Below are 14,993 nucleotides of genomic sequence, written 5' to 3' on the forward strand. Positions count from 1 at the left end.
CGGGGAGGGCGACGACATGGCGCTGGACAGGCAGCTCGACTGGTTGCTTGACGATCTGATGCGCAGGGTGGACCAGGTGCGGCACGCGATCGTGCTGTCCAACGACGGACTGGTCACCGGGGCGAGCAGCGGGCTGGAGCGGGCCGACGCGGAGCACCTGGCGGCGGTGTCGGCCGGGCTGCAGAGCCTGGCCAAGGGGTCCGGCATGCACTTCAGGGCCGGACAGGTGCGGCAGACGATGGTCGAGTACGACGAGGGGACGCTCTTCGTGATGGCCGCGGGGCCGGGCAGTAGTCTGTGCGTGCTGAGCGCGGCCGAGGCCGACATCGGTCAGGTGGCATACGAGATGACGCTGCTGGTCAACCGGGTCGGTGAGCACCTGGGCGTGGAGGAGCGCAGCCGCGTCGACTGAGGGCTGGCGGCCGGGGGCGGGCAAGGCGGGCGGGACGCAGAGGGCCGGCAGGGCCGGCAGGGCTGACGGGGCCCTGCGGAGTTGTCCACAGGCCCGAGCGGATGTCGTCGCTCTGAGTTACGGTCTTCACACAGAGTGGTCAACGACTCATGGAGGAGACCGACATGAGCACGATGCAGCATGCCGTAGCCCGGAACGCCCGGAACGCCCGGACCGCCCGGACCGGGCCGGACGTGATCGTCCCGGGCCCGCGCCGGGGTCCGCTGCGGACCGTGGGGTTCGCCCGGGCGGCAGAGGAACTGGGCCTGCGGCGCGCCGAGTTCGAGACGGCCCTGGAGATGGGGCTGTTACGGCCGGACGCCGGCCCGGAGCGGTTCAGCCGCACCGAGCTCGACCGGATCAGGTGCCGGGAGGGCTTCCCCGAGGCGCTGCGCGAGCGGGTGCGCACCGTGGGCACCGTCACCGGCGCCGAACTGCTGGGCACGGGTACGGAGCGGCTGCGCTCCCTCGCCCGGTGCGGGTACGTCACCCCGGCCGGCTACCGCGTGAACCGGTACCGCGCCCTGGTCTGGCTCTACCTCGCAGGGGAGCTGCGGGAGTTCGGGGAGCGGCGGCCGGAGCTGCTGGCCGGTCCGCTGCCGCCGGAGGACCGCGAGCGGCTGGTTGCGGGGGCGGACGTACGGGCCCGCAACTGGCGCGGGCGGTACACCGGGCTCCGGCTGAGACGTACCGCGGATCCCTGGGAGCGGGCCGCCGTCATCGCCGCGGTGCTGGCGGAGGAGGAGCTGGCCGGGGTGGTGCCGGATGCGGGGGAGCGGACCCTGCTGGCCGGCCTCGCACCCCCGCCGCCGTACGGGCACCCGTACGCCCCGGCCGCGGCCGCGGTGGCGGCTCCGCTGCTGCGGGCGCGGCAGCCGGACGAGGTGCTCTGGTACCGGGCCAGTCTGGAACTGGCCCTGGCCGAGGCGCGGTCCGGAGCGGGGCCCGGGGCGGGGTGCGCCGGGGCGGGGCGCGGGTCGCCGCCCCGCGGGTCAGTCGAAGACGACGGGCGAGAGCGGGCCCACGTAGACCCAGGCACCGCGCTCACGGGCGAAGGAGCTGTTCTCGTGGAGTGAGCCGGTGTGGCCGCCCTCGCGGTAGTGCGCCCGGAACTCGACCGAGCCCTCGGTGTCGAAGAGGGCGCCGCGCTCCGTGCCCAGGATCTCCAGCCGCACCCACTGCTGGTCCGGGTCGAGGTCGAGCCGGGGCGGGCGGGTCGACGGGTGCCAGGACCGCATCAGGTACGGCACGTCGCCGACGGCGAAGGCGCTGAAGCGCGAGCGCATCAGCAGCTCGGCGGTGGGCGCCTGCTGGGCGCCGGAGTGGTAGCGGCCGCAGCAGTTCGCGTAGTCGGCGGGCAGCCCGCAGGGGCAGGGGGCGGTCGGGGGCGGCGTGGGCACGCGGGTCAGCCCTTCAGAGAGGCGTAGGGGCGGAAGAGTCCCTCCTGGACCACGGAGACCAGGAGGCGTCCCTCGACGTCGTAGATCCGGCCGCGGGCCAGGCCCCGGCCGCCGTGGGCGATGGGGGACTCCTGGTCGTACAGGAACCACTCGTCGGCCCGGAAGGGGCGGTGGAACCACATGGCGTGGTCCAGGGAGGCCATGTCGAAGCCGCGGGGGCCCCAGAGCGGCTCCACGGGGATGCGCACGGCGTCGAGGAGGGTCATGTCGCTGGCGTAGGTCAGCGCGCAGGTGTGCACGAGCGGGTCGTCGCCGAGCGGTCCGACGGCGCGCATCCAGACGGCGCTGCGCGGGTCGGCGTCCTTGACCTCCTCGGAGGTCCAGCGGAGCCGGTCCACGTAGCGGATGTCGAAGGGCTGGCGGCGGGCCATCCGCTCCAGCGCCTCGGGCAGCGTGCCGAGGTGCTCGCGGATCTCGTCCGCGAGGTTCGGGAGGGTGTCCGGCGGGACGAGGTGCCGCGGGGGCAGCTGGTGCTCGATGCTGCCCTCCTCCGGCTGGTGGAAGGAGGCGGTGAGGTTGAAGATGGTGCGGCCCTGCTGCACGGCGGTGACCCGGCGGGTCGTGAAGGAGCGGCCGTCGCGCACCCGCTCGACCTGGTACACGATCGGCACGCCCGGGATGCCCGGGCGCAGGAAGTACGCGTGCAGCGAGTGGACCGGGCGGTCCCCCTCGGTGGTGCGGCCGGCCGCCACCAGGGCCTGGCCCGCGACCTGCCCGCCGAAGACCCGCTGGAGGGATTCCTGCGGGCTGCGGCCGCGGAAGATGTTGACCTCGATCTGCTCCAGGTCGAGCAGGTCCACGAGTCTTTCGGCGGGGCTGGTCATCAGGGGGCCTCCACTGCGGTCGGGTTCCGGCGGACGGGTTACCGCGCGCGGGCGGGACGGGCGGTCGGGGCGCCGTGCGTCAGAGCTGGCCGACGGAGGTGACCCGCAGCACGGCCCGGCCCTCCTCGTCGGAGGCCGCGAGATCGACCTCGGCGCTGATGCCCCAGTCATGGTCGCCGTTGGGGTCGGCGAAGGTCTGGCGGACGCGCCACAGACCGTGCGCCGGGTCCTCCTCGATCATGAGGAGCTTCGGGCCGCGGGCGTCGGGGCCGGTGCCCAGGTCGTCGTACTCGTCCCAGTAGGCGTCCATCGCCTCGCCCCAGGCGTCGGCGTCCCAGCCGGACTCCTCGTCCATCCGGCCCAGCTCGTCGACGTCGTCGAAGGCCGCCAGTTCCACGCGGCGGAACATGGCGTTGCGGACCAGGACCCGGAAGGCGCGCGCGTTGGCGGTGACCGGCTTGACCTGGTCGGCCTTCTCCTGTGCCTCCTCGGCCGTCTCCAGCTCCGGGTTGGCGAGCTGCTCCCACTCGTCGAGCAGGCTGGAGTCGACCTGGCGGACCATCTCGCCCAGCCAGGCGATGAGGTCCTCCAGGTCCTCGGACTTCAGGTCGTCCGGGATGGTGTGGTCCAGCGCCTTGTACGCGCTCGCGAGGTAGCGCAGCACGATGCCCTCGGTGCGGGCCAGTTCGTAGAAGGAGGTGAACTCGGTGAAGGAGAGCGCCCGTTCGTACATGTCGCGGATCACGGACTTGGGCGAGACGGGGTGGTCGCCCACCCACGGGTGGCTCTTGCGGTACACGTCGTAGGCGTGGACGAGGAGCTCTTCGAGGGGCTTGGGGTAGGTGATGTCCTGCAGGCGCTCCATCCGCTCCTCGTACTCGACGCCGTCCGCCTTCATGGCGCCGACGGCCTCGCCCCGGGCCTTGTTCTGCATGGCGGCCAGGATCTGGCGCGGGTCGTCGAGGGTGGACTCCACCACCGAGACCATGTCCAGGGCGTAGGAGGGCGATTCCGGGTCGAGCAGGTCGAAGGAGGCGAGCGCGAAGGTCGACAGGGGCTGGTTGAGGGCGAAGTCCTGCTGGAGGTCCACCGTCAGGCGGATGGTGCGGCCCTCGGCGTCGGGGGTGTCGAGCTGCTCGACGACCCCGCCGTCCAGCAGTGAGCGGTAGATCGCGATGGCGCGGCGGATGTGGCGGAGCTGGTTCTTGCGCGGCTCGTGGTTGTCCTCCAGCAGGTGGCGCATCGCCTCGAAGGCGTTGCCGGGCCGGGCGATCACCGAGAGCAGCATGATGTTGGTGACCTTGAAGCGGGAGGTGAGCGGCTCGGGCTCGGAGGCGATGAGCTTCTCGAAGGTGTTCTCGGTCCAGCCGACGAAGCCCTCGGGGGCCTTCTTGCGGACCACCTTGCGGCGCTTCTTCGGGTCGTCCCCGGCCTTGGCGAGTGCCTTCTCGTTCTCGATCACGTGCTCGGGGGCCTGGGCGACGACGAAGCCCGCGGTGTCGAAGCCGGCCCGGCCGGCGCGCCCGGCGATCTGGTGGAACTCGCGGGCGCGCAGCGTCCGCACCCGGTTGCCGTCGTACTTGGTGAGGGCGGTGAACAGCACGGTGCGGATGGGCACGTTGACGCCCACGCCGAGGGTGTCGGTGCCGCAGATGACCTTCAGCAGGCCGGCCTGGGCGAGCTTCTCCACCAGGCGCCGGTACTTGGGGAGCATGCCGGCGTGGTGGACGCCGATGCCGTGGCGGACGTAGCGGGAGAGGTTCTGGCCGAACTTGGTGGTGAAGCGGAAGCTGCCGATCAGCTCGGCGATCCGGTCCTTCTCCTCGCGGGAGCACATGTTGATGCTCATCAGCGACTGCGCCCGCTCGACCGCCTGGGCCTGCGTGAAGTGGACGATGTAGACCGGCGCCTGCTTGGTCTCCAGCAGCTCGGTCAGGGTGTCGGTGATGGGGGTGGTGACGTACTCGTACGACAGCGGCACGGGGCGGGTGGCGGACCGGACCACGGAGGTGGGCCGCCCGGTGCGCCGGGTCAGGTCCTCCTCGAAGCGGGACACGTCGCCGAGGGTGGCCGACATGAGGATGAACTGCGCCTGGGGGAGTTCCAGGAGCGGGATCTGCCAGGCCCAGCCGCGGTCGGGCTCCGCGTAGAAGTGGAACTCGTCCATGACGACCTGGCCGATGTCGGCGTCCTTGCCGTCGCGCAGGGCGATGGAGGCGAGCACCTCGGCGGTGCAGCAGATGACGGGCGCGTCGGCGTTCACGGAGGCGTCGCCGGTCAGCATGCCGACGTTCTCGGTGCCGAAGAGCTTGCACAGGTCGAAGAACTTCTCCGACACCAGCGCCTTGATCGGCGCGGTGTAGAAGGTGACCTTGTCCTGGGCCAGGGCGGTGAAGTGCGCGCCGGCCGCGACGAGGCTCTTACCGGAGCCGGTGGGGGTGGAGAGGATGACGTTCGCGCCCGAGACGACCTCGATCAGCGCCTCTTCCTGAGCCGGGTACAGGGAGATGCCCTGGTCCTCGGCCCACGTGGAGAAGGCCTCGAAGAGGGCATCGGGGTCGGCGGTGGGCGGCAGCTGATCAATGAGGGTCACGCCCCCATCTTGCCTGGCTTCTCCCCCGAAGAGGGAACCGGAGGGCCCCACGAAGATCGTCAACGCTACGCTGTGCCGTCGACCGGGCCCGCGCGACGCCGTCAACGGGGCCAGAACACACCACACCACTGGGGCGGGGACGAGCATGATGGGTCCGGCACACTCACTTTCCGGGGCAGCGGCCTGGCTGGGGGTGGGAGCGGCGGCAGCGGCCGCGGGCCACCCCATGCCGTGGCCGGTGCTGGTCGTCGGGGCGCTGATCTGCGCCGGGGCGGCGCTGGCCCCCGACCTCGACCACAAGTCCGCCACCATCTCGCGCGCGTTCGGCCCGCTGTCGCGCGGCCTGTGCGAGGTGGTCGACAAGATCTCGTACGCCGTCTACAAGGCCACCCGCACCCCGCGCGACCCGCGGCGCTCGGGGGGACACCGGACGCTGACCCACACCTGGCTGTGGGCGGTGCTGATCGGCGGCGGCTCCTCCGCCATCGCCGTCACCGGGGACCGCTGGGGCGTCCTCGCGATCCTCTTCGTCCACCTCGTCCTCGCGGTGGAGGGGCTGCTCTGGCGGGCCGCCCGGATGTCCAGCGACGTACTGGTCTGGCTGCTCGGCGCGACCAGCGCCTGGATCCTCGCCGGGGTCCTGGACAAGCCGGGCAACGGGGCGGACTGGCTGTTCACCGCCCCCGGCCAGGAGTACCTGTGGCTGGGCCTGCCCATCGTGCTGGGCGCCCTGGTCCACGACCTGGGTGACGCGCTGACCGTCTCCGGCTGCCCCGTGCTGTGGCCGATCCCGATCGCCGGGAAGCGCTGGTACCCCGTCGGCCCGCCGAAGGCGATGCGCTTCCGGGCCGGCAGCTGGGTGGAGCTGAAGGTGCTCATGCCGGTGTTCATGCTGCTCGGCGGCGTGGGCGGAGCGGCGGCCCTGAACTTCATCTAGGGGGCGTCCGAGCGGCCCGTAACAGCCCTGCCACGGCCGTGCGTGGCGGGGTGGGCATCCCGGGTTGAGGCGTACATGATGTCTGCCGACGAGCCGTCAGGTCCGTCGGCTCGCACATGACTGGGGGGACACGGCATGAGGACGAGCAAGGGCACGACCCGGAGAGCGGTCGGCACGGCCGCCGCGGGGACCGTACTCGCCGCCCTGGCGCTCGCGGCACCGGCACACGCAGCCGCAGGACAGGCGACGGGGCACCAGGCCACGGCGAGGGCCGCCGGCGGCACCACGGGCACCCTCACGGGCACCGGCTGCACCCCGTCGATCCGGGTGCTCGCCTCCCTGCCGGGGCCCGGCGAGGACCCGCGTCCCTGGATGGCCACCACCGAGGTCCGCGGCATCGGCCCGCTCGGCCTCTCCGTGGGCCGCTCGCAGAACCGCCCGGCCTACTGGACGGGCACCGCCGTGCACGCCGTCCCGCTGCCGTCCGGCTACACCAGCGGCGTCGTGGAGGCGGTCAACCGCTGGGGCCTGATGGTCGGTTCGGTCTCCGGGCCGGGCCTGGCCCCGCTCGCCTTCCGCTACTTCCCCGGCGCCCCGGCCGTCGGCATCCTGCCCGGCGGCACCCACGCCACCGACGTCAACGACTGGGGCCGGGCCGTCGGCCACCGCCGCACGGCGAGCGGCATGACCGGTCTGGAGTGGTCCGGCGGCAGCCTCCGCCGCGAACTGCCCCTGCCCCCGCACATCACCCGCCTCGAAGGGGTCGGCGGGATCAACAACGCCGGCCAGATCGTCGGCGACGGCTTCGGCCTGATCGGCGACGAGGGCTACTTCGCCGGCCTGCGCTGGGCCGCCGACCCGGCCACCCCGCCCGCCGAACTCCCGGACGTCCACCCCGGCGACACGTACAGCACGTACGAGCCCCGCGACATCGACGAGTCGGGCCGCATCGCCGGCACCTACGGCTTCACGCACACCCTGCTGACCAACGGCGCCCACTGGCTGCCCCCGTACACGGCCGTCACCCACGCGCCCGGCCTCGGCGACCGCACGCAGAGCACCTTCGAGGACATCAGCCCGACCACGAACGTCAGCGTCGGCACGGCCTCCGACTCCACCATCGTCGGCCCCTGGCCGCCGGAGACCGCCCCGCCCCACCAGGCCACCTACTGGAAGGGCAGCGGCCCGCTGCTCGGCCTGCCCCGGCTGGCCGCCACCCCGACCGCCCACGCCGGCGCGTTCACCGTCACCGACCACGACCAGGTCGGCGGCTTCGCGGTGGACGCCGCCGACGTGATGCACCCGGTGATCTGGACCTGCGCCTCGAAGCAGGCGACCCTGCCGCCCAGCGGGTCGTAGGCCCGTCACGTCCCCGCACGACGACGGCGGGCCCCCACCCGAAGGCGGGGGCCCGCCGTCACACGCACCGGTCACCAGAGGAACGGGACCGGGCCTCACCCGTGCCAGGACCGCCACAGCGCCGCGTACGCACCGTCCGCCGCCACCAGCTCGTCGTGACTGCCCAGCTCGCTGATCCGGCCGCCCTCGACGACCGCGATCACGTCCGCGTCGTGCGCCGTGTGCAGCCGGTGCGCGATCGCCACGACCGTACGCCCGTCCAGCACCCGCGCCAGGGACCGCTCCAGGTGCCGGGCCGCCCGCGGGTCCAGCAGCGAGGTCGCCTCGTCCAGCACCAGCGTGTGCGGATCGGCCAGCACCAGCCGCGCCAGCGCGATCTGCTGCGCCTGAGCCGGGGTCAGCGCGGTGCCCCCGGAGCCCACCTCCGTGTCGAGGCCCTGCTCCAGGGCGCGCGCCCAACCCTCCGCGTCGACGGCACCCAGCGCCGCCCACAGCTCCGCGTCCTCGGCACCCGTCCTGGCCAGCCGCAGGTTGTCCCGCAGCGTGCCGACGAAGACGTGGTGCTCCTGGTTGACCAGCGCCACGTGCTCCCGCACCCGCTCCGCGGGCATCTCCGCCAGCCGCGCCCCGCCGAGCGTCACCTCGCCCGCGCGCGGCCCGTAGATGCCCGCCAGCAGCCGGCCCAGCGTGGACTTCCCGGCGCCCGAAGGGCCGACCAGCGCCATCCGGGTGCCCGGCGGCACCGCCATGGACACCTCGTGCAGCACGTCGACGCCCTCGCGGTAGCCGAAGCGCACGTCGTCGGCCCGCACCTCGCGGCCCGCCGGCACGGTGCCCGGGTCGCCCGCGTCGGGCTCGATGTCCCGCACGCCGACCAGGCGGGCGATCGACACCTGGGCGACCTGGAGCTCGTCGTACCAGCGCAGGATCAGGCCGATCGGGTCGACCATCATCTGCGCCAGCAGCGCGCCCGTGGTCAGCTGGCCCACCGTCATCCAGCCCTGGAGCACGCACCACCCGCCGATCAGCAGCACCGCGGCCAGGATGGTCACGTACGTGACGTTGATGACCGGGAAGAGGACGGACCGCAGGAAGAGGGTGTACCTCTCCCAGGCCGTCCACTCCTTGATCCGCCGCTCCGACAGCTCGATCCGCCCGCGGCCCAGCCGGTGCGCCTCCACGGTGCGGCCGGCGTCCACGGTCTCGGCGAGCACCGCCGCCACCGCCGCGTACCCGGCCGCCTCCGAGCGGTACGCCGAGGGAGCCCGCCGGAAGTACCAGCGGCAGCCGATCACCAGCACCGGCAGGGCCACCAGCGCGGCCAGCGCCAGCGGCGGCGCGGTCACCGCGAGCGCCCCGTACAGCAGCCCGGCCCACACCACGCCGATGGACAGCTGCGGCACGGCCTCGCGCATCGCGTTGGCCAGCCGGTCGATGTCCGTGGTGATCCGGGAGAGCAGGTCGCCCGTGCCGGCCCGCTCCAGCACGCCCGGCGGCAGCCCGACCGACCGCACGAGGAAGTCCTCGCGCAGGTCGGCCAGCATCTCCTCGCCGAGCATCGCGCCGCGCAGCCGCACCATGCGGGTGAACACCGTCTGGACCGCGAGCGCGGCCGCGAACAGCAGCCCGACGCGGCCCAGATGGAGCTCCCGGGCACCGGCCGTGAGGTCGTCCACCACCCGGCCCAGCAGGTACGGGCCGACCAGCGAGGCGACCACGGCGACGGCGTTCACCGTCACCAGCGTCACGAACGCGCGGCGGTGCCGCCGCAGCAGCCCGCCGACGTACGCGCGTACCGTCGCCGGGGTGCCCACCGGCAGCGTCGCGGCCGATTCCGGGGCCGCCGGGTCGTACTCCGGTGGCGCCACGCCGATCATGCCGACTCCTCGATCTCGGAGAGTTCTTCCAGTCCGCCGACGTCCAGCGCGGTCAGGGCGCCGGGCCCGGCCGCCCCCCGCTCCTCGTCGGTCTCTCGGGTCACCACGGCCCGGTACCGGCGGTCGCGGGCCAGCAGCTCCTTGTGGCTGCCGACCGCCGCCGCCTGCCCCTCGTGGACCAGGACCACCCGGTCCGCGCGGTCCAGCAGCAGCGGCGAGGAGGCCAGCACCACGGTGGTGCGGCCCGCCCGCAGCGCGGCGACGCCCTCCGCGATCCGCGCCTCGGTGTGCGAGTCGACCGCAGACGTCGGCTCGTCCAGCACGAGCACGGCCGGGTCGGTCACCAGTGAACGCGCCAGCGCCAGCCGCTGCCGCTGCCCGCCGGACAGGGACCGGCCGCGTTCGGTGATCCGCGCGTCCATCGGGTCGGTCACCCCCTCGGGCGCCGACTGCAGCAGCGCGTCGAGCACGTCCCCGCACTGCGCCGCCGTCAGCGCCTCGCCCGCCGCCACCTGCCCGGAGGCCGGTACGTCGAACAGCTCGCGCAGCGTCCCCGACAGCAGCACCGGGTCCTTGTCCTGCACCAGCACCAGCTCCCGCGCCGTCTCCAGCGGAAGGTCGCCCAGGGCCACCCCGCCCAGCAGCACCGACGGTCCCTCCGCGGCCTCGGCGGGATGCCCGCCCAGCCGCTCCGCCAGCCGCCCGGAGAGGTCGGGGTCGCCGCACACCACGGCGGTCAGCAGCCCCTCCGGGGCCAGGACGCCGGACTCCGGGTCGTACAGGTCCCCGCCCTGCGGCGGCTCCGGCGCGTCCGCGGACCCGGCCGCGGTCCCGGGCGGCTCGCCCTCGGTGCGCGTGAGCGTCAGCACCCGGGCCGCCCGTTTCGCGGACGGCCGCGAGAAGGAGTACGCCATCGCGATCTCCTCGAAGTGCCGCAGCGGGTACAGCATCAGCGCCACCGCGCTGAAGACCGCGACGAGTTCACCGACCGCGATCCTCCCCTCCAGGGCCAGCGTGGCCCCGTACCAGACGACGGCCAGCAGCAGCAGACCCGGCAGCAGGACCTGGACCGCCGAGATCAGCGCCCACATCCGGGCGCTGCGCACGGCCGCCCTGCGGACCGCCTGCGAGGCCTCGCGGTACCGGCCCAGGAAGAGTTCCTCGCCGCCGATCCCGCGCAGCACGCGCAGTCCCGCGACGGTGTCGGAGGCCAGCTCGGTGGCCTTGCCGGCCTTCTCGCGCTGTGCGTCCGCCCGCTTCGTGGCGTGCGGCAGCAGCGGCAGCACGGCCAGGGCCAGCACGGGTACGCCGACCGCCACGACGACGCCGAGTGCGGGCGCGTACACCAGCATCCCGACGACGATCACCACGATCGAGAACACGGCGGCCAGGAAGCGGGAGACCGCCTCGACGAACCAGCCGATCTTCTCGACGTCGCCGGTGGAGACGGCCACCACCTCGCCCGCGGCGACCCGGCGGGTCAGCGCCGAGCCCAGCTCCGCGGTCTTGCGGGCCAGCAGCTGCTGCACCCGGGCCGCGGCCGTGATCCAGTTGGTGACCGCGGTGCGGTGCAGCATGGTGTCGCCGAGCGAGATCGCCACGCCGAACACCAGGAGCAGCAGGCCCACCCGGGCGAGCCGCCCGCCGTCGCGGTCGACGACCGCCTCGACGCCGAGGCCGACCGCGAACGGCAGGCCGGCGACGCCGCAGAAGTGCAGGACGCCCCAGGCGAAGCTCTTGAGCTGGCCGCCGAGCTGGTTGCGGCCCAGCCACAGCAGGAACCGGGGGCCTGACCGTGCGTCGGGTTCTCCGGGATCCGGATACGGAAGGTCGCTGATCTGCATGACGCCCCAGACACGGTGAGTGGTCCAAACCGTGCAAGGTTCGCCTTCCCGGAGGCACCGGGGCAATCGATTTTCCCGTCAGGGGCGGGTGGCCCGCTCCAGCTCCAGGAGCACCGAGCGGTACGAGCGCCCGGTGGCCCGGTCCATGCCGACCTCGCACATCCGGTTCGCCGACAGGTGCAGGTCGTAGGGGCGGGCCAGCACCTCGGCGGCCTCCTTCGCGGTGGCCGACGCGGTCAGCTCCGGGTGCAGCATCCCCCGGTCGCCGGCGAAGGCGCAGCAGCCCAGGTCGTCCGGCACCACCACCTCCTCCGCGCAGGCCCGCGCCACGGCCGCGAGGTGCGCCTCGTCGCCCAGGTGCCGCATCGAGCAGGTGGGGTGCAGCACGGCGGAGCCGGCCCGGCGCAGCACGGTCAGGTGCGGCAGTAGCTCCTCGGCGGCCCACACCACCGAGTCCACGACGGTGAGTTCGGCGTGCAGGGCCCGGTTGTCGTCCGTGAGGTACGGCACCACCTCGTGCGCGATGCCCAGGGTGCAGGAGGAGGCGTCCACGACCAGGGGCAGCCGCCCGCCGGCGGTCCAGCCCCAGGCGGCCTCCACGATCCTGTTGGCCATCAGCTCGGTGCCCGCCCGGTAGCCCTTGGAGTGCCAGATGGTGGCGCAGCAGGTGCCGGTCACGTCCTCCGGGATCCACACGGGCTTCCCGGCCCGCGCCGACACGGCGACCACGGCCTCGGCGAGCGAGGCGTCCGCCGCGTCGTCCGGCCCGCCGAAGATCCGGTTGACGCAGGCCGGGTAGTAGACGGCCGCGGCCCGGGCGCGGGGGGCCGAGGGCGGCAGGGCGCGGGCGGCGGCGCCGGGGATCTGCGGCAGCCACTCCGGGACGAGGTCGGGGCGTACGGCCTTGCGGGCGGCGCCGGTCAGGGCGCGCAGCGGGGCGTCGCCGGCCCGGCGGGTGACGGCGTCGGCGGCGGCCACGGCCAGCCGGGCGGTGTGCTCGACGGCCCCGAAGCCGCGGGCCGCCAGCTCCGCGGCGCGTTCCTCGCGGGGGGTGTGGCGGCGGTGCCGGAACTCCTTCATCAGGGCGCCGGTGTCGATGCCGACGGGGCAGGCCAGCCGGCAGGTGGAGTCGCCGGCGCAGGTGTCGACCGCGTCGTACCCGTACTCCCCGAGCAGCCCGTCGAGCACCGGTGAGCCGGGGCTCTGCCGCATCATCTCGCGGCGCAGCACGATGCGCTGGCGCGGTGTGGTCGTCAGGTCCTGGCTGGGGCAGGTCGGTTCGCAGAACCCGCACTCGATGCACGGGTCGCCGACGGCCTCCACCTCGGGGATGGTCTTCAGGCCCCGCAGGTGCGCGTCCGGGTCGCGGTCCAGCACGATGCGCGGTGCGAGTACCCCGTCCGGGTCGATGACCCGCTTGGTGCGCCACATGAGTTCGGTGGCGCGCGGGCCCCACTCCAGCTCCAGGAAGGGGGCGATGTTCCGGCCGGTGGCGTGCTCGGCCTTGAGGGAGCCGTCGAAGCGCTCGACCGTGAGGCGGCAGAAGGCGTCCATGAACGCCGCGTACCGCTCGACGTCCGCGGGCTTCGCGGCGTCGAAGGCCAGCAGGAAGTGCAGGTTGCCGTGGGCGGCGTGGCCCGCGACGGCGGCGTCGAAGCCGTGCTCGGCCTGGAGCGTGAGCAGGGCCTGGCAGGCCTCGGCCAGCCGGGCGGGCGGGACGGCGAAGTCCTCGGTGATCAGGGTGGTGCCGGAGGCGCGGGCGCCGCCGACGGCCGTGACGAACGCCTTTCGGGCCTTCCAGTAGCCGGCGACGACGGCCGGGTCGCGGGTGAAGGCGTTGGTCACCGAGGCGACCGGCGCGACCAGCTCCAGACCCGCCAGCACCTCGGCCGCCCGCCGCTCGTACTCCTCCTGGGCGCCCTCGTCGGGGGCGCGGAACTCCACGAGCAGGGCGGCGGTGTCCCCCGGCAGCGCGGCCCAGTCCGCGGGCACGCCCGCGACGGACACCGAGGCGCGCAGCGTGTTGCCGTCCATCAGCTCGACGGCGAGGGCCCCGGCCGCGTTGAACGCCGGGACCGCGGCCGCGGCGGCGGGCAGGGAGGGGAAGAACAGCAGGGCGGTGCTGAGCAGCCGGTCCAGCGGCAGGGTGTCGAAGACGGTCTCGGAGATGAAGCCGAAGGTGCCCTCGGAGCCGACCATCAGCCCGCGCAGGATCTCCACCGGAGTGGTGCCGTCGAGGTAGGCGTCCAGCCGGTAGCCGTTGGTGTTCTTGATCTCGTACTTGGCGCGGATCCGGGCGACCAGTTCCGGATCGGCCTCGATCTCCCGCTTGATCTTCATCAGCCCGGCGCACAGGGCTGGTTCGGCGCGGGCCAGTTCCTCGTCGGCGAGCGGGTCGGCGGTGTCCACCACCGTGCCGCCGGGCAGCACGAAGGTGAGCGAGGACAGGGTGCGGTACGAGTTCCTCGTGGTCCCCGCGGTCATGCCGGAGGCGTTGTTCGCCACCACCCCGCCGAGGGTGCATGCGATGGCGCTCGCGGGGTCGGGGCCCAGCACCCGGCCGTACCGGGCGAGCGCGGCGTTGGCCCGTACCACGGTGGTGCCCGGCCGGATCCGGGCGCGGCGGCCCTCCTCCAGCACTTCGACGCCCGACCAGTGGCGGCGCACGTCGACCAGGATGTCCTCGCCCTGCGCCTGGCCGTTGAGGGAGGTGCCGGCCGCCCGGAAGACCACCTCCCGGCCCCGGCCGTGGGCGTAGGAGAGCACGGCGGACACGTCGTCGACGTCCTCGGCGACGACCACCACCTGCGGTACGAAGCGGTAGGGCGAGGCGTCGGAGGCGTACCGGACCAGGTCGGAGACCTTCCACAGCACCTTGTCGGCGCCCAGCAGCGCGGTGAGGTCGTCGCGCAGCCCTTCGGGGGTGCCGTGCGCCATCCGCTCGGGCACCCGGTCGGGGGAGGGGCCGGTGACGGTACGGGGCCTCAGCGCCCCGGGCTTCGGCTCCAGCAGCGGCATCGTGCGACCCCTCGCCTTCTCAGCAGCGCGGCTCGGGCCCCTCGGCCAGAGCGGTCAGCAGACCGCCGAGCACCTCGCGCTGGCCCGCGGTCAACGGAGCCAGGATCTCCTCTGCCGCCTCCCGCCGCGCGTTGCGCAGCCGGCGCAGCGTGGCGCGGCCGGTGTCGGTGAGCTCCACGCGGACCACGCGGCGGTTGGCCGGGTCGGGGGCGCGGCGTACGCAGTCGGCCGCCTCCAGGCCGTCGACCAGGCTGGTCACCGCGCGGGGGACGACCTCCAGACGGGCGGCCAGGTCGGCCATCCGGGGCGGCGCGTCCCAGTGGGCCACGGTGCGCAGCAGCCGGGACTGGGCGGGGGTGATGCCGAGCGGCTCCAGGTGGCGCTTCTGGATGCGGTGCAGCCGGCGGGTGACCCGCAGCAACTGCTCGGCCAGCAGGCCGTCGGCGTCGGAGGCCGGGTCCGGACCGGCGGGGCGGTCGGGACCGGGCGCGGGCTCCGCTTCGGGTCCGGGCTCAGGTCCGGGTCCGGGCTCCGGAGAGGCGGCGGGCGCGGTGCTGCTCATGCGGGGAACCCTATCAGGACCATGTTCATTGTGAGTATAGGTAACAATGAGCTACGCTCCCCATGGCA

The 14,993-nt window shown here is 73.8% G+C and carries 11 protein-coding genes; 4 read left to right on the forward strand and 7 right to left on the reverse strand.

The genetic code is table 11. From position 1 onward, the window contains the following. Window positions 1-16 precede the first annotated feature (16 nt). Window positions 17-412: a roadblock/LC7 domain-containing protein gene (locus ACIF6F_RS19570; protein WP_399948087.1), complete on the forward strand. Its 396-nt coding sequence runs from the start codon at window positions 17-19 to the stop codon at window positions 410-412. Between the two features lie 164 nt (window positions 413-576). Continuing rightward, window positions 577-1,527, forward strand: a complete 951-nt coding sequence (locus ACIF6F_RS19575; RefSeq protein WP_399948089.1) for a DUF6397 family protein — start codon at window positions 577-579, stop codon at window positions 1,525-1,527. Here the strand turns inward: ACIF6F_RS19575 and ACIF6F_RS19580 are convergent. The 3 genes from ACIF6F_RS19580 to ACIF6F_RS19590 all read right to left on the reverse strand — a co-directional run bounded on the left by ACIF6F_RS19580 (window position 1,444) and on the right by ACIF6F_RS19590 (window position 5,328). Beyond that, window positions 1,444-1,851, reverse strand: a complete 408-nt coding sequence (locus tag ACIF6F_RS19580; protein WP_399948091.1) for a YchJ family protein — start codon at window positions 1,849-1,851, stop codon at window positions 1,444-1,446. The genes ACIF6F_RS19575 and ACIF6F_RS19580 overlap by 84 nt on opposite strands. Window positions 1,852-1,856: 5 nt before the next feature. Then, a complete protein-coding gene (locus tag ACIF6F_RS19585) occupies window positions 1,857-2,735 on the reverse strand; it encodes an acyl-CoA thioesterase (protein ID WP_399948093.1) in 879 nt (292 codons plus the stop codon). A 79-nt stretch (window positions 2,736-2,814) separates the two neighbouring features. Next, on the reverse strand, window positions 2,815-5,328 hold the full coding sequence (locus tag ACIF6F_RS19590) for a DEAD/DEAH box helicase (RefSeq protein ID WP_399948095.1): 2,514 nt from the start codon (window positions 5,326-5,328) through the stop codon (window positions 2,815-2,817). 145 nt (window positions 5,329-5,473) lie between these two features. Between ACIF6F_RS19590 and ACIF6F_RS19595 the strand changes: the two genes are divergently transcribed. Next, window positions 5,474-6,265, forward strand: coding sequence for a metal-dependent hydrolase (locus ACIF6F_RS19595; RefSeq protein WP_399948097.1), 792 nt, complete (start codon window positions 5,474-5,476; stop codon window positions 6,263-6,265). Window positions 6,266-6,400: 135 nt separating this feature from the next. After that, window positions 6,401-7,624 carry a hypothetical protein gene (locus ACIF6F_RS19600; RefSeq protein WP_399948099.1) on the forward strand — a complete coding sequence of 408 codons (1,224 nt, stop codon included), beginning with the start codon at window positions 6,401-6,403 and terminating at the stop codon, window positions 7,622-7,624. Between the two features lie 95 nt (window positions 7,625-7,719). On the opposite strand, the gene ACIF6F_RS19605 is transcribed toward ACIF6F_RS19600, so the two are convergent. The 4 genes from ACIF6F_RS19605 to ACIF6F_RS19620 all read right to left on the reverse strand — a co-directional run bounded on the left by ACIF6F_RS19605 (window position 7,720) and on the right by ACIF6F_RS19620 (window position 14,925). Then, window positions 7,720-9,501 carry an ABC transporter ATP-binding protein gene (locus ACIF6F_RS19605; RefSeq protein ID WP_399948101.1) on the reverse strand — a complete coding sequence of 594 codons (1,782 nt, stop codon included), beginning with the start codon at window positions 9,499-9,501 and terminating at the stop codon, window positions 7,720-7,722. Then, window positions 9,498-11,345, reverse strand: a complete 1,848-nt coding sequence (locus tag ACIF6F_RS19610) for an ABC transporter transmembrane domain-containing protein (RefSeq protein WP_399948103.1) — start codon at window positions 11,343-11,345, stop codon at window positions 9,498-9,500. Before ACIF6F_RS19610 ends, ACIF6F_RS19605 begins: the two co-directional genes overlap by 4 nt. Window positions 11,346-11,423: 78 nt before the next feature. Next, complete coding sequence (locus tag ACIF6F_RS19615; protein WP_399948105.1) at window positions 11,424-14,363, reverse strand: FAD-binding and (Fe-S)-binding domain-containing protein; 2,940 nt, start codon at window positions 14,361-14,363, stop codon at window positions 11,424-11,426. A 19-nt stretch (window positions 14,364-14,382) separates the two neighbouring features. After that, window positions 14,383-14,925: a MarR family winged helix-turn-helix transcriptional regulator gene (locus ACIF6F_RS19620; protein ID WP_399948108.1), complete on the reverse strand. Its 543-nt coding sequence runs from the start codon at window positions 14,923-14,925 to the stop codon at window positions 14,383-14,385. Window positions 14,926-14,993 lie beyond the last annotated feature (68 nt).

The organism is Streptomyces sp. NPDC086023, assembly GCF_044540325.1.
Taxonomy (GTDB): domain Bacteria; phylum Actinomycetota; class Actinomycetes; order Streptomycetales; family Streptomycetaceae; genus Streptomyces.

Excerpts from the sequence above, each read along its gene's own strand:
- ACIF6F_RS19570 (WP_399948087.1), top strand. The coding sequence starts at position 17 with ATGGCGCTGGACAGGCAGCTCGACTGGTTGCTTGACGATCTGATGCGC.
- ACIF6F_RS19575 (WP_399948089.1), top strand. The coding sequence starts at position 577 with ATGAGCACGATGCAGCATGCCGTAGCCCGGAACGCCCGGAACGCCCGG.
- ACIF6F_RS19585 (WP_399948093.1), bottom strand. The coding sequence starts at position 2,735 with ATGACCAGCCCCGCCGAAAGACTCGTGGACCTGCTCGACCTGGAGCAG.
- ACIF6F_RS19595 (WP_399948097.1), top strand. The coding sequence starts at position 5,474 with ATGATGGGTCCGGCACACTCACTTTCCGGGGCAGCGGCCTGGCTGGGG.
- ACIF6F_RS19600 (WP_399948099.1), top strand. The coding sequence starts at position 6,401 with ATGAGGACGAGCAAGGGCACGACCCGGAGAGCGGTCGGCACGGCCGCC.
- ACIF6F_RS19605 (WP_399948101.1), bottom strand. The coding sequence starts at position 9,501 with ATGATCGGCGTGGCGCCACCGGAGTACGACCCGGCGGCCCCGGAATCG.
- ACIF6F_RS19610 (WP_399948103.1), bottom strand. The coding sequence starts at position 11,345 with ATGCAGATCAGCGACCTTCCGTATCCGGATCCCGGAGAACCCGACGCA.
- ACIF6F_RS19615 (WP_399948105.1), bottom strand. The coding sequence starts at position 14,363 with ATGCCGCTGCTGGAGCCGAAGCCCGGGGCGCTGAGGCCCCGTACCGTC.
- ACIF6F_RS19620 (WP_399948108.1), bottom strand. The coding sequence starts at position 14,925 with ATGAGCAGCACCGCGCCCGCCGCCTCTCCGGAGCCCGGACCCGGACCT.